Raw genomic sequence first — 12,962 nt, 5'->3', positions numbered from 1 at the left:
TCTCCAATCAGAACCGTCGCCGCCCATGCCTAAAACCCCGCTGGCCACTCGTCCCCACGACCACTCCCACTGCGTCCACAGCGCCTTGGCCGAGGCCGATGCACTGTGCGCGCGTAAAGGGCTGCGACTTACCGCCCTGCGCCGACGTGTGCTGGAATTGGTATGGCAAAGCCATAAACCGCTGGGTGCCTACGACATTCTCGCCGTATTGAGCGAGCAGGATGGACGCCGAGCGGCGCCACCAACGGTGTACCGTGCCCTGGATTTCCTTCTGGAAAACGGCCTGGTTCACCGTATCGCCTCGCTCAACGCATTCATGGGCTGCAGTCACCCCGAGCATGCGCACCAAGGCCAGTTCCTGATTTGCCGCGAGTGTCATGTAGCCATCGAGCTGGAACAGACCAGCATCAGCGACGCAATTGTGGCCAGTGCCAACGACGTCGGCTTCAGCGTCGAAGCGCAAACCGTCGAAGTCGTCGGTTTGTGCGGCAACTGCCGGAGCGCCTGATGAGCAATGCGCTGATTCGACTCGAACAGGTCGGCGTGGCTTTCTCCGGGCAAGCGGTGCTCGACAGTATCGACCTGGCCGTGGAACCCGGACAAATCGTCACCTTGATCGGCCCCAACGGGGCGGGCAAAACCACCTTGGTGCGCGCCGTGCTGGGTCTGCTCAAACCCCACACCGGCAAAGTCTGGCGCAAGCCGCGCCTGCGCGTTGGCTATATGCCGCAAAAGCTGCAGGTGGATGCCACGTTGCCGCTGTCGGTCCTGCGCTTTCTACGCCTGGTACCAGGTGTGGATCGCAACGCCGCGCTGAGTGCACTGAAAGAAGTCGGTGCCGAGCAAGTTATCGACAACCCGATACAAGGTATCTCCGGTGGTGAAATGCAACGGGTGTTGCTGGCCCGGGCGCTGCTACGCGAGCCTGAACTGCTGGTGCTCGATGAGCCGGTGCAAGGCGTCGATGTCGCCGGCCAGGCAGAGCTTTATAGCTTGATCACACGTTTGCGCGATCGCCATGGTTGCGGCGTGTTGATGGTTTCTCACGACCTGCACCTGGTAATGAGCACCACTGACCAGGTGGTGTGCCTTAATCGTCACGTCTGCTGTTCCGGCCATCCAGAACAAGTCAGTGGCGATCCGGCGTTCGTCGAACTGTTCGGCAACAACGCGCCAAGCCTGGCGATCTACCACCACCATCACGACCATTCCCACGACCTGCATGGGTCGGTGGTCGCCCCGGCCCAAGGCGGGCATGTACACGGAGAAAACTGCAAGCATGGCTGATTTTCTGCTTTACGCCCTGCTCGCAGGCTTGGCCCTGGCGGTCGTAGCCGGCCCTTTGGGATCATTCGTAGTCTGGCGGCGCATGGCCTATTTCGGCGATACGCTCTCTCATGCGGCATTGCTTGGCGTAGCCCTGGGCTTTGCATTAGATGTCAGTCCCGCGTTGGCAGTGACAATTGGCTGCCTGTTGCTGGCGCTGCTCCTGGTGACGCTGCAACAGCGCCAGCCGCTGGCGTCCGACACCTTGCTGGGGATTCTGGCCCCAAGCACCCTGTCCCTGGGGCTTGTAGTACTGAGCTTCATGCATGACGTGCGCATTGACCTGATGGCTTATCTGTTTGGCGACCTGCTGGCGATCAGCCCGGGCGATTTGGCCTGGATACTCGGCGGCAGCGCTGCGGTACTACTCTTGCTGGTCGTACTCTGGCGACCTCTGCTGGCGGTGACCGTGCATGAAGAGCTGGCGATGGTCGAAGGCCTACCAGTGGCGGCTCTGCGCTTGGCACTCATGCTGCTGATTGCGGTGGTAATCGCCGTGGCGATGAAAATCGTCGGTGTTCTCTTGATCACCTCGCTGTTGATCATTCCGGCCGCTGCGGCACAACGCCACGCCCGCTCGCCGGAACAGATGGCCCTGGGCGCCAGCCTGCTCGGGGTAACAGCGGTCTGTGGCGGTTTAGCCTTGTCATGGTTCAAAGACACGCCGGCCGGCCCTTCGATCGTGGTCTGCGCGGCAGTGCTATTCTTGCTGAGCCTGGCCATACCCCGACGTTGATGATGCAGGGGGCAGCCTTGGCGGTTGCACCCTGCGACAGTTAAATCGCGCAGGGCCCTGAAGATTTATTTTCGAGTCTGCGGACTGGGTGTAGACTTGCTCGCTTTTTGCGCAAATAGAGAGTCGCAGGAATGAAGCCGTTCGCCTTCCGTTATCTGCTCCTTGCCGCGTTTTCGGTAATCCTGGCCGCGTGCTCCAGCACCCCAGCCGAGAACGCTGCCACGCCAGCCCAGGCCGATGCCTGGCAGCAGTTGGAGCAAAGCATCGCCAGCAGTGAGCTGGCTACCGCCGAAGATCAACTGGCCGCACTGCAGGCCCAGGCACCTGATGACAGCCGGGTAGAGCAGTATCAGCGGCAGTTGGCCGAGGCCTATCTGCAACGCAGCCAGATCGTTCTGCAAAAGGGTGACGTCAATGCCGCCGCCACTGCCTTGAGCCGCGCCCGGGCGTTAATGCCCAAGGCCCCGGCGTTGACCGGTGGCGTCAATGGCGCCATTGCCCAGGCCCGCAAGGCTGAGCTGGAAAAAGCCGAAGCCGCCCTCAAGGCAGCCGAAGCACGCCCGGCGGCAAGGCTTGTCGACCCCACGGCCCAGAGCACGGTGGTTGCACTCAAAACCACGAATATTCGTGAAATGCGCCGCCAATTGGATGATATCGCCGCCGATGTTGTGAATTACAAGTGCGATGTTGTGTTCCAGGTCCCGCGCAAAGACGACGCACCATGGCTCAAGACCCTGCTGGGCAAGCGAGTGCACAAGCTCGACAGCGAGTTCGACCTTCAGCAATCGCATGAAATTCATCGCAACCAGCCAGCACAAGCTGTGCTGGTGCCTCGGCGCTCCTGAAGGAACGGGTGCCTGCCCAGGCACCCGTAGCCTATAGCTACGCCGGAACCCCCTGAGCGGCAGCCTCGCGCTCCCACACCCGATGCTTGCTGATGGCGGTGATGAAAGCCTTGTGGGTTTGCGCGTCATTACCCAACAGCAATCCGCTATCTGCCTTCAAACCAAGCTTGTCGAGCAATGGCTGTGCTTCACTGGCAAGCCCCATCGGCTTCAAGTGCTTATAAGCTTCGAGCAGAAAATGCAGGGCCAGGCCGCTGTTCATCAAGGCTTGAAGCGACGCTTTGCCGGCCGGCACCCAAACCGCATCGAAGACCACCGAGGGCATGCCTTCCATCGAGGCATCCACTGCTAAAGCCCTGCCTTGAGCGGTTTTCACCGGCGCAGAGGTTGGCCCCAGCAGCTTGATCTGCGCACTCTGCGCTTCCAGCGTTTTCACCAGTGTGTCGACACTCTCGGCATCGACGCCATCGGCTACCAGCACCGCCACCTTGCGCCCCTTGATACCTTCCCCAAGAAGGTTCATCTGGCTCAAGGCAGGTGATTGCTTGAGGCTCGGCTCGCGAACATCAACGGTGCCTTTTTTCGGTGCAGGCAGCCCGAGGTTCGCCGCCACACGAGCCGCCAGCTTCAGGTCGATGTTGGCCAGAATCTCGTTCACTTCACGTGCGCGAATGAACTCTCGCTCAACCTTCCCCAGCTCGAAACTGTAAGCACTGATGATGTGCTCTTGTTCGGTTGGGCTCATGCTCTGGAAAAACAGCCGTGCTTGGGAAAAGTGATCGGCGAACGACGGGCTGCGCTGGCGCACCTTGTGCGCCTCGATTCGTTCAGGATAGGACTCGAAACCACCGTCACTGGCAGCAGGTGGCGTCTCCTTCGGCCAGCCGCCGTCGATTGAGTTGGGTTCATAAGAGGCCCGTCCTTTGTCGAGCGTGACCCGGTGCTGTGCATCGCGTTGACCGTTATGGTTGGGCGCGAGCGGTCGGTTGATTGGAATTTCATGAAAATTCGGACCACCGAGTCTACTGATCTGGGTATCGGTGTATGAGAACAACCGGCCCTGCAGCAGCGGGTCGTTGGAGAAATCAATGCCGGGGACAATGTGCCCAGGGCAGAACGCTACCTGCTCGGTTTCGGCAAAGAAGTTGTCGGGGTTGCGGTTGAGCACCATTTTGCCCAGCGGTGTTACCGGCACCAGCTCTTCAGGAATGATCTTGGTGGGATCAAGCAAGTCGAAATCGAACTTGTGCTCATCCTCTTCAGCAACGATCTGCACACCGAATTCCCATTCCGGGTAATTACCCGTCTCGATGGCCTCCCAGAGGTCTCGCCGGTGGTAGTCGGTGTCCTTGCCGGCCAACTTCTGCGCCTCATCCCAGAGCAGCGAGCACACGCCAGCTTTGGGCTTCCAGTGGAACTTGACGAAGCTCGACTTACCTTCAGCGTTTATCAATCGGAAGGTATGCACACCGAAGCCTTGCATGGTGCGCAGGCTTTTCGGAATGGCTCTGTCGGACATAGCCCAGATAACCATGTGAGCCGACTCGGGAACCAGCGAGACAAAGTCCCAGAAGGTGTCATGGGCCGAGCCACCCGTTGGCATCTCGTTGTGCGGCTCAGGTTTCACTGCATGGACGAAATCCGGGAACTTGACCGCATCTTGAATGAAAAAAACCGGCATGTTGTTGCCAACGAGATCGAAATTACCCTCATCGGTAAAGAACTTGACGGCAAAACCTCGCACATCTCGCACGGTGTCACCAGACCCCCTTGGCCCCTGAACCGTCGAAAAACGCACAAACACGGGCGTGATTTTCTCCGGGTCCTGAAGAAATCCAGCCTTGGTCAGCGCAGCGTGCGATTGATAACTCTGGAAGTAGCCATGGGCACCGGTACCGCGTGCGTGAACGATCCGCTCTGGAATACGCTCATGGTCAAAGTGCGTGATTTTCTCACGCATGATGAAGTCTTCGAGTAACGACGGGCCCCGCTCTCCGGCTTTGAGCGTGTTTTGATTATCGGCAATTTTCACGCCCTGATTGGTACGTAAGGCCTGGCCGGTAGCATCGCTGCGAACGGCCTCAAGGCTCTGAAGCTTGGCATTGGTATTGGCCCGGTCCGGGGTCTGGGTACCGGCCAGTTGACTTTCCTTGGGCGGATTCTTCTTGCTGGGCATTGGAACGCTCTCCTCAATCAGTCTCGGATCGACCCCACGGCGGGTCCATTTAGTAGTGACTGGTCAAGGCCTGCGAGCGTTCATTCGGATTGACCACTGATCGCGTTATTCCAACAGCATTGGTCAAATGCAAAATAAATGCTAAGAACCTCTATATGAACAGGCTAAAATGCGCCCCCCGGCTAACCGCTGACCCAAATTTCATGCGCCCCACAAGGTTCGCTACGTGATCGAGTTTCAAAATGTGCATAAAACCTACCGCGTCGCCGGTAGGGACATTCCCGCGCTGCACCCGACCAACCTGAGCGTCGAGAACGGCCAGGTGTTCGGACTGATCGGCCATTCCGGTGCCGGTAAAAGTACCCTGCTGCGCCTTATCAACCGTCTGGAAGCCCCAAGCGGCGGCAAGATCATTGTTGACGGTGAAGATGTCACCGCGTTCAACGCTGATGAACTGCGCCAGTTCCGCCAACAGGTCGGGATGATTTTCCAGCACTTCAACTTGCTGGCTTCCAAGACCGTGGCCGACAACGTTGCCCTACCGCTGACCCTGGCGGGCCAGCTGTCGCGCAAGGAAATCGATGCTCGGGTCAGTGAGCTGCTGACGCGCGTCGGCTTGTCCGAACACGCCAGGAAGTATCCCGCGCAATTGTCGGGCGGTCAGAAGCAACGTGTAGGCATCGCTCGCGCCTTGGCCACCAAGCCCAAAATCCTGCTTTGCGACGAAGCCACCAGCGCCCTCGACCCGCAGACCACCGCTTCAGTCCTGCAATTGCTGGCAGAGATCAACCGCGAACTTAAGCTGACCATTGTGTTGATCACCCATGAAATGGACGTGATCCGCCGCGTGTGTGACCGCGTTGCCGTGATGGACGACGGGAAGATTGTCGAGCATGGACCGGTGGCGGATGTATTCCTGCATCCACAGCACCCGACCACCAAACGTTTTGTTCAGGAAGATGAACAAGTCGACGAGAATGAGCAGCGCGATGACTTTGCCCACGTTCCAGGTCGCATCGTGCGCCTGACCTTCCAGGGTGACTCGACCTACGCGCCACTGCTGGGCACCGTAGCCCGCGAAACCGGCGTCGACTACAGCATCCTCGCGGGTCGTATCGACCGTATCAAAGACACCCCGTATGGGCAGCTGACCCTGGCCGTGACTGGCGGCGACATGGAAGCGGCTTTCGCCCGCTTCACAGCGGCTGATGTTCATATGGAGGTATTGCGTTAATGGACGCTTTGAGTTTCTTTGCCAACGTCGACTGGGCCGAAATCTGGCTGGCCACGATCGATACCATGATCATGTTGTTCGGCTCGCTGTTCTTCACCGTATTGCTCGGTCTGCCGCTGGGCGTACTGCTGTTCCTCTGCGGGCCGCGCCAGTTGTTCGAGCAGAAGGGCGTCTATGCGCTGCTGTCGCTGGTGGTCAACGTGCTGCGTTCGCTGCCGTTCATCATCCTGTTGATTGTGATGATCCCGTTCACGGTGTTGATCACCGGCACTTCGCTGGGCGTCGCCGGGGCGATCCCGCCGCTGGTTGTGGGCGCTACACCGTTCTTCGCCCGCCTGGTTGAAACAGCCCTGCGTGAAGTCGACCGTGGCATTATCGAAGCAACCCAATCAATGGGTGCAACCACTCGCCAGATCATCACCAATGCGTTGCTGCCAGAGGCCCGTCCGGGCATTTTCGCGGCAATCACGGTCACTGCCATCACCTTGGTCTCCTACACCGCAATGGCGGGTGTGGTGGGCGCAGGCGGCCTCGGCGACTTGGCGATCCGCTTTGGCTATCAACGCTTCCAGACTGACGTCATGGTCGTAACCGTGGTCCTGCTGCTGATACTGGTTCAAGTACTGCAGAGCGTGGGCGACAAACTGGTTGTGCATTTTTCCCGTAAGTAACCCCATGGGTCGGCAAGGCCGACGCACCGGGGGCCGGATCGGCCCTCACAAGGAGTGATTTGATGAAAAAGCTGCTTGCTGTTGTCGCCGCCGTCGCGGCCTTCTCCGCTCAGGCTGAAACCCTGACCGTCGCTGCCACTCCGGTGCCGCACGCCGAGATCCTGGAGTTCGTCAAACCAGCTTTGGTCAAAGAAGGCGTGGACTTGAAAGTCAAAGTCTTCACCGACTACATCCAGCCGAACGTGCAGGTTGCCGAAAAGCGTCTGGACGCCAACTTCTTCCAGCACCAGCCATACCTGGATGAGTTCAACAAAGCCAAAGGCACCAAGCTGGTCAGTGTTGCCGGTGTTCACCTGGAGCCGCTGGGTGCTTACTCGAGCAAATACAAAAAGCTCGATGAACTGCCATCGACCGCCACCGTCGTGATCCCCAACGACGCTACCAACGGTGGTCGTGCCTTGCTGCTGCTGGACAAGGCTGGCGTCATCAAACTCAAAGACAACACCAATATCCTCTCGACCGTCAAAGACATTACCGAGAACAGCAAGAACCTGAAATTCCGTGAACTGGAAGCGGCGACCATTCCACGCGTACTGACTCAGGTCGACCTGGCGCTGATCAACACTAACTATGCGCTGGAAGCAAAGCTCAACCCAGAGAAAGACGCCCTGGTCATTGAAGGTGCCGATTCGCCTTACGTGAACATCCTGGTTACCCGTGAAGACAACAAAGATGCCGAGGCAGTGAAGAAGCTGGTTGCAGCCCTGCACACCCCGGAAGTGAAGAAGTTCATCGAAGACAAGTACAAGGGCGCGGTCAAGCCTGCGTTCTGATCCAGAAGACTATCGTCGGGCAAGCTCTCTCCCACAGCGTCGGTGGGAGCGGACCTGCCCGGCGATGCTTTTAGTCGCGCTTGAGCAAGCCCGGCAACTGCGCTACCAACTTCTGATTGTTGAACGGTGCGCGAATAAACCCCCGCTGCTTGCCGTCTGGCCCAATCACCGCCAGGTTGCCACTGTGATCAACCGTGTAGTTCGGCTTGCTGGTATCGGCCGGAATGAACGGGATGCTTACCGCATTGGCCAGCTTCTGCAAGTTATCCAGTGAGCCGGTCAGGCCACGGAAATCCTTGTCGAAATATCCCAGATACTGCTGCAGCTGAGTCGGGGTATCACGGTTCGGGTCAACACTAACCAGAATGACCTGCAAGCGGTCTACCGCTTCCTTGGGCAATTCGCTCTTAACCTGACGCAACTGCGCAAGGGTGGTCGGGCAGATGTCCGGGCAGAAGGTGTAGCCGAAGAACAGTAGCGACCATTTACCTGTAAGTTCATCCACCGCCACGGTCTGACCCTTTTCGTCAGTCATTTCCAGGCTTGGCACCGTGCGGCTCTGCGGCAGCAGAATAATGCCCGCATCGATCAGTTCAGCAGGGTTGCCCTCACTGCGGCCATTGAGCACTTTGTTGACGGTAAGCCCAAGGATCACGGCGACCAGGGCAACGAGGATGAAAACGGTTTTCTGGGTTCGAGTCATAGGTTCAACAGTAAGTAGTGATCAACAAGCAGCGCGATGAACAGCAAAAACAGGTACCAGATAGAGTACTTGAAGGTCTTGATCGCGGCATGCGGCCGACTGCCACGGTACAACACCCAGGCCCATTGCAGGAAGCGCAAGCCCAGTACCGCGGCGCAGGCCAGGTACAGCGGCCCACTCATATGAATGGCATAGGGCAGCAGGCTGACCGCCAGCAACACCAGGGTATAGAGCAAAATGTGCACCTTGGTGTAATGCTCGCCATGGGTCACCGGCAACATCGGAATATCTGCCTTGGCGTACTCTTCCTTGCGGTGAATGGCCAGGGCCCAGAAATGCGGAGGGGTCCAGGCAAAAATCATCAGTACCAGCAGCAGTGGTTCAGCGCTGATATGGCCGCTGACCGCCACCCAGCCCAGCAACGGCGGCGCCGCACCGGCTAACCCGCCAATCACGATGTTCTGCGGTGTGGCCCGTTTGAGAAAGCCGGTGTAGATCACTGCGTAGCCCAGCAGTGAAGCGAGGGTTAGCCAGGCGGTGAGGGCATTGGTAAACACCAGCAGCAGGCCCATGCCTGACAGCGAAAGCAGCAGGGCGAAAATCAGCGCGGCGCCTGGCGTTACCCGGCCTTCGGCCAACGGCCGCTTGTGTGTACGTGCCATTAGCGCATCGATGCGCCGATCCACCACATGATTCACCGCAGCAGCACCGCCGGCGCAGCAGGCGATGCCCAGATTGCCGAACAACAGCACCGTCCAGGGCACGCCCGCACGTGTGGCGAGGAACATGCCCACCAGCGAGGTGATCAGCATCAGCACCACCACCTTGGGCTTGGTCAGTTCCAGATAGTCGCGCCAGCCAGCCTGCTGACTGCGTTCACTCAGAAGCGACGCCATGAGTTATCTCCCAGATAGTGAACCACGCCGCCGTTAGTAAGCGGTGTCAGGCGCCAACCTTGGCTGACTCGACGTGCCTTGGCCTTGGCCACCAGCCGTATACGGTAATTGACCAGCACCATGCTCAGCAGCAGCATGGCGCCACCGGCGTTATGCGCCACGGCCACCGGCAGTGGCAGGTGGAACAGCACATTACTTATCCCCAATCCAACCTGTGCGCCCAGTGCCAGCAACACCACGCCTGCCAACTTGCTCAGGCCATGGCGGTGTAGCTTCCAGCTGAGCATCAGCAGCACACATGTGACCAACAAAGCCCCCATGCGATGGCTCATGTGAATAGCTGTGCGTGCATCACTGTCCAACTGCCCGCCGAGGTAATTGGGGCCGATGTGTTGAGTGAGGTGAAAGCCGTTGGCGAAGTCGGCCTGTGGCCACCATTGGCCATGGCAGGTGGGCAGGTCCACACACGCCACCGCGGCGTAGTTGGCACTCACCCAACCACCCAAGGCGATCTGACCGACAACGACAAGGAACCCCAACGCGGCCACCCGCCTGACGCTCAGGGGCAGCTTGGGCAGGGGAGCAAATGCCCGCGACAATCGCAGGCTCAGCAAGAACAACAGACTCAAGGTGGCAAACCCACCTAATAGATGTGCCGTAACGACCTGCGGCCAAAGCTTGAGGGTCACCGTCCACATGCCGAATGCCGCCTGCGCGAACACCACCACGAGCAACAGTAAAGGCAAGCGATAAGGCTGGCCATCCCGGCCATGGCGACGCCAAGCCTGCCAGGCCAGGAGGGTGATCACCAACGCCAAGGTGCCTGCAAAGTAACGATGGACCATTTCGTTGCGGCCCTTGTGCTCCTCCACCGGCGAGTCCGGATAATGCAGTTCGGCATGAGCCAGCTGCGCCTCGCTCTTGGGCACGCTGATGAAGCCGTAGCAGCCCGGCCAGTCCGGGCACCCCAGGCCGGCATGGGTGAGACGGGTATAGGCCCCGAGCAGCACAACTACCAGCGCCAGCAAGGTGGCAAATACAGCTAGACGGTATCCAGGTCTGGCCATGATCTAGTCCTACCCGATATTGGACAGTTTCAGCAGATGGCGCAGGTCGTTGAGCAGATCCTTGCCCTTGACCCTGGCGTCATAACGCAGCACCAGATTGCCGTGTGGATCGATGACCCAAAGCTGAGCATCTTGCTTGCCCTGACTCACGGCACCGTACTTGTCCAGGTTCAGCGGGTAGCGTTGCAATTGTGGATATTCACGATCGAGCCGGGCCTGATAATCACCCGTCAACGGCTGGGTAGTGGCCAGGGCATGACTGGCGCGGCTGGCATCGCGACCGAGGCCGACTTGAATCTGCCGGGCCAGGTACACCAGTTGCTGACAATCCAGGCCACATTCCTTAGGCGCGCTGACCAACAGCTGCCAGCGCTGTTCATCGGCGTCGACGCCAAGATCGGCGCGGCTTTTACCATCACCAATCATCTCGCCGTGATAGCTGCGGCTATCGGGCACCCAGAACTGCAACTTATACATGGCAGTGGCCAGTAACATTGGGCCAACGACCACCAGCAGGATCAGGATCAGTTGCAGGCGTCCGCGAGTTCGCCCGCGCGGCGACTTGCCTTCAGACATGTTGAGTGGACTCGTGACGGCTCCCATGCTGTTTCTCCTTTTTGTTGTTATGCCAGCCGAAGTAGAGGTAGAGCAGGACCAACGCCAACGCCAGGGCAAACCACTGCACGGCGTAGCCCACATGTTTTTCCGGCCCCATGGCAACCACAGGCCAGTCCAGACGGTAGCTGACCGGGCTGGCCTCCAGACGCAGTTCATGAGCAAAGCCCTGGCGCGCCAACTGCGTCCAGAGATGACCGGCATCGATGGATGTCAGCAGCCGCGGCCAACTGCCACCCTCAGGATCGGCATGCAGCTGGAAGGTCGCGCCTGGGGCGATATATACCCAGGCATCCAGGCTCAAGGTTTGCTCCGGCGTAGCGAACTGCACCGGATTGCGTCGGTCCGGCCACGGTAGCCAGCCGCGATTGAGCAGTAGCCAAAGCCCGCTGGACTGATCGAAAAAGGGTTGTAAAAGCTCGACGCCGACGTGGCCATCCCGCATGCGGTTATCCAGCAGCAAACTGTGCTGGGTATCAAAATGGCCGAATAGGCGAACACGGCGGTAAGCCGGGTCTTGCACCTGGGTCAGTTGCGTCACACCAATGGGTTCGCCAGCCTGGCGCTCGGCGTAGCTGCCAAGCAGGTGGCGCTTTTGTTCCGCACGCCCGAGTTGCCAGAAACCGAGGCCGATCAAGCCCGGTAGCAGCAACAGCACTACCAGCGTCGGCAGCCAACCAGGGCGAAATGGCTTCACCCGGTCACCCCATGGTCAATCGCTATACTTAAGGTCATCGATGCATCCCCCCGGAGTTTCGCCATGCTTAAAGCTGCGATTGTCCTGATGCTGCTGGCGACCATCGCCAGTCTGTTCAGTGGCCTGTTCTTTCTGGTCAAGGACGATGGCGACTCCACACGTCTGCTCAAAGCCCTGACCGTGCGGGTTACCCTCGCCGCGCTGACCCTGGCGCTGGTGACCTGGGGCTTTTACAGCGGCCAACTAGTCTCCCACGCGCCGTTCTAAAACCCGCTACAGCACATACACAAAGATAAACAACCCGACCCAGACCACGTCGACGAAGTGCCAATACCAGCTAGCCGCTTCGAAGCCGAAATGCTTATCGGGACTGAAGTGTCCACGCATGATGCGCACCAACATAACAAACAGAATCAGCGTACCCATGGTTACGTGGGCACCATGGAATCCGGTGAGCATGAAGAATGTTGCGCCATAGATTCCCGAACCCAGGGTCAAACCAAGCTCGTTGTAGGCTTCGTGATACTCGTACGCCTGCAGAATGAGGAAGGCGACTCCGAGCACGATGGTCAAGCCGAGCCAGAATTTCAGCGCACCCCGGTGATCCTTGCGCAGGGCGTGGTGCGCGATAGTCACCGTGACACTGGAGCTGACCAGCAAAATGGTATTGATCAACGGCAGATGCCAAGGATCGATGATGTCTTTTGCCGGTGGAAATAGCTTCGGATCCGGCGTGTTCAGCAATGGCCAGGAAAACTCGAAGTTTGGCCAGAGCATGTGCGCTACGCCCTTGGCACCTTCTCCCCCCAACCAGGGCCCGGCCAGATTGCGGACGTAGAACAATGCCCCGAAGAAGGCGATGAAAAACATTACCTCGGAAAAAATGAACCACGACATCCCCCAGCGGAACGACCTGTCCAGCTGCGGGCTATAGAGCCCGGCGCGACTTTCCTTGACTACCGCGCCAAACCAGCCGAACAGCATGTAAGCCAGGCACAGCGCGCCGAAGAAGAAGATCCACGGACCATGGGAATCCGGTCGCCCGGCCTTGAGATCGTTGAACCAGGTACCCAGGCCAAACACCGTAATGAACATGCCGATGGTGGCAATGATCGGCCACTTGCTCTGCGCCGGAACGTAGTAGTGCTCATGCGAAGCCATTG

15 protein-coding genes are annotated in these 12,962 nt (G+C 58.9%); 8 read left to right on the top strand and 7 right to left on the bottom strand.

Annotated elements, in window-relative coordinates; genetic code table 11:
• Positions 1-25 precede the first annotated feature (25 nt).
• The 4 genes from zur (at position 26) to V0R60_RS04630 (ending at position 2,907) form a co-directional block, all read left to right on the top strand.
• Positions 26-508 (top strand): Fur family transcriptional regulator, encoded by a 483-nt coding sequence (gene zur / locus V0R60_RS04645; RefSeq protein ID WP_203477010.1) that lies wholly within the window; start codon positions 26-28, stop codon positions 506-508.
• Positions 508-1,287: a zinc ABC transporter ATP-binding protein ZnuC gene (znuC, locus tag V0R60_RS04640; RefSeq protein ID WP_136473888.1), complete on the top strand. Its 780-nt coding sequence runs from the start codon at positions 508-510 to the stop codon at positions 1,285-1,287. Before zur ends, znuC begins: the two co-directional genes overlap by 1 nt.
• Positions 1,280-2,062 (top strand): zinc ABC transporter permease subunit ZnuB, encoded by a 783-nt coding sequence (znuB, locus tag V0R60_RS04635; RefSeq protein WP_136473887.1) that lies wholly within the window; start codon positions 1,280-1,282, stop codon positions 2,060-2,062. Before znuC ends, znuB begins: the two co-directional genes overlap by 8 nt.
• 131 nt (positions 2,063-2,193) lie before the next feature.
• On the top strand, positions 2,194-2,907 hold the full coding sequence (locus tag V0R60_RS04630; protein ID WP_136473886.1) for a PA5502 family lipoprotein: 714 nt from the start codon (positions 2,194-2,196) through the stop codon (positions 2,905-2,907).
• 37 nt (positions 2,908-2,944) lie between these two features.
• On the opposite strand, the gene katE is transcribed toward V0R60_RS04630, so the two are convergent.
• Positions 2,945-5,083, bottom strand: a complete 2,139-nt coding sequence (gene katE, locus V0R60_RS04625; protein ID WP_330078769.1) for a catalase HPII — start codon at positions 5,081-5,083, stop codon at positions 2,945-2,947.
• A 226-nt stretch (positions 5,084-5,309) separates the two neighbouring features.
• Between katE and V0R60_RS04620 the strand changes: the two genes are divergently transcribed.
• The 3 genes from V0R60_RS04620 to V0R60_RS04610 all read left to right on the top strand — a co-directional run bounded on the left by V0R60_RS04620 (position 5,310) and on the right by V0R60_RS04610 (position 7,821).
• Positions 5,310-6,317: a methionine ABC transporter ATP-binding protein gene (locus V0R60_RS04620; RefSeq protein ID WP_136473884.1), complete on the top strand. Its 1,008-nt coding sequence runs from the start codon at positions 5,310-5,312 to the stop codon at positions 6,315-6,317.
• On the top strand, positions 6,317-6,988 hold the full coding sequence (locus tag V0R60_RS04615) for a methionine ABC transporter permease (protein WP_038605236.1): 672 nt from the start codon (positions 6,317-6,319) through the stop codon (positions 6,986-6,988). Before V0R60_RS04620 ends, V0R60_RS04615 begins: the two co-directional genes overlap by 1 nt.
• A 62-nt stretch (positions 6,989-7,050) precedes the next feature.
• The gene (locus V0R60_RS04610; RefSeq protein WP_330078770.1) at positions 7,051-7,821 is read left to right on the top strand and encodes a MetQ/NlpA family ABC transporter substrate-binding protein; all 771 of its coding nucleotides are present in this window, start codon (positions 7,051-7,053) and stop codon (positions 7,819-7,821) included.
• 70 nt (positions 7,822-7,891) lie between these two features.
• Here the strand turns inward: V0R60_RS04610 and V0R60_RS04605 are convergent, their stop codons facing one another.
• From V0R60_RS04605 to V0R60_RS04585, 5 genes are read right to left on the bottom strand one after another with little or no spacing between them, the layout of a single operon-like run.
• Positions 7,892-8,524 (bottom strand): SCO family protein, encoded by a 633-nt coding sequence (locus V0R60_RS04605; RefSeq protein ID WP_136473882.1) that lies wholly within the window; start codon positions 8,522-8,524, stop codon positions 7,892-7,894.
• A complete protein-coding gene (cyoE, locus tag V0R60_RS04600) occupies positions 8,521-9,420 on the bottom strand; it encodes a heme o synthase (protein WP_330078771.1) in 900 nt (299 codons plus the stop codon). Before cyoE ends, V0R60_RS04605 begins: the two co-directional genes overlap by 4 nt.
• Positions 9,405-10,487: a COX15/CtaA family protein gene (locus V0R60_RS04595; RefSeq protein ID WP_136473880.1), complete on the bottom strand. Its 1,083-nt coding sequence runs from the start codon at positions 10,485-10,487 to the stop codon at positions 9,405-9,407. The genes cyoE and V0R60_RS04595 overlap by 16 nt, the downstream gene beginning before the upstream one ends.
• Before the next feature lie 9 nt (positions 10,488-10,496).
• Positions 10,497-11,090, bottom strand: coding sequence for a hypothetical protein (locus V0R60_RS04590; RefSeq protein ID WP_330078772.1), 594 nt, complete (start codon positions 11,088-11,090; stop codon positions 10,497-10,499).
• On the bottom strand, positions 11,056-11,799 hold the full coding sequence (locus tag V0R60_RS04585) for an SURF1 family protein (RefSeq protein ID WP_330078773.1): 744 nt from the start codon (positions 11,797-11,799) through the stop codon (positions 11,056-11,058). The genes V0R60_RS04590 and V0R60_RS04585 overlap by 35 nt, the downstream gene beginning before the upstream one ends.
• Before the next feature lie 63 nt (positions 11,800-11,862).
• Between V0R60_RS04585 and V0R60_RS04580 the strand changes: the two genes are divergently transcribed.
• The gene (locus V0R60_RS04580) at positions 11,863-12,066 is read left to right on the top strand and encodes a twin transmembrane helix small protein (protein WP_136473877.1); all 204 of its coding nucleotides are present in this window, start codon (positions 11,863-11,865) and stop codon (positions 12,064-12,066) included.
• 6 nt (positions 12,067-12,072) lie between these two features.
• Here V0R60_RS04580 and V0R60_RS04575 read toward each other — a convergent pair whose 3' ends face one another.
• A complete protein-coding gene (locus tag V0R60_RS04575) occupies positions 12,073-12,960 on the bottom strand; it encodes a cytochrome c oxidase subunit 3 (protein ID WP_136473876.1) in 888 nt (295 codons plus the stop codon).
• Between the last annotated feature and the right edge of the window lie 2 nt (positions 12,961-12,962).

It is taken from the genome of Pseudomonas auratipiscis, assembly GCF_036324085.1.
In the GTDB taxonomy this organism is placed as follows: Bacteria; Pseudomonadota; Gammaproteobacteria; order Pseudomonadales; family Pseudomonadaceae; genus Aquipseudomonas; species Aquipseudomonas auratipiscis.
The sequence above is the reverse complement of the archived record's forward strand: the minus strand, read 5'-3'. Positions and strand labels throughout refer to the sequence as shown.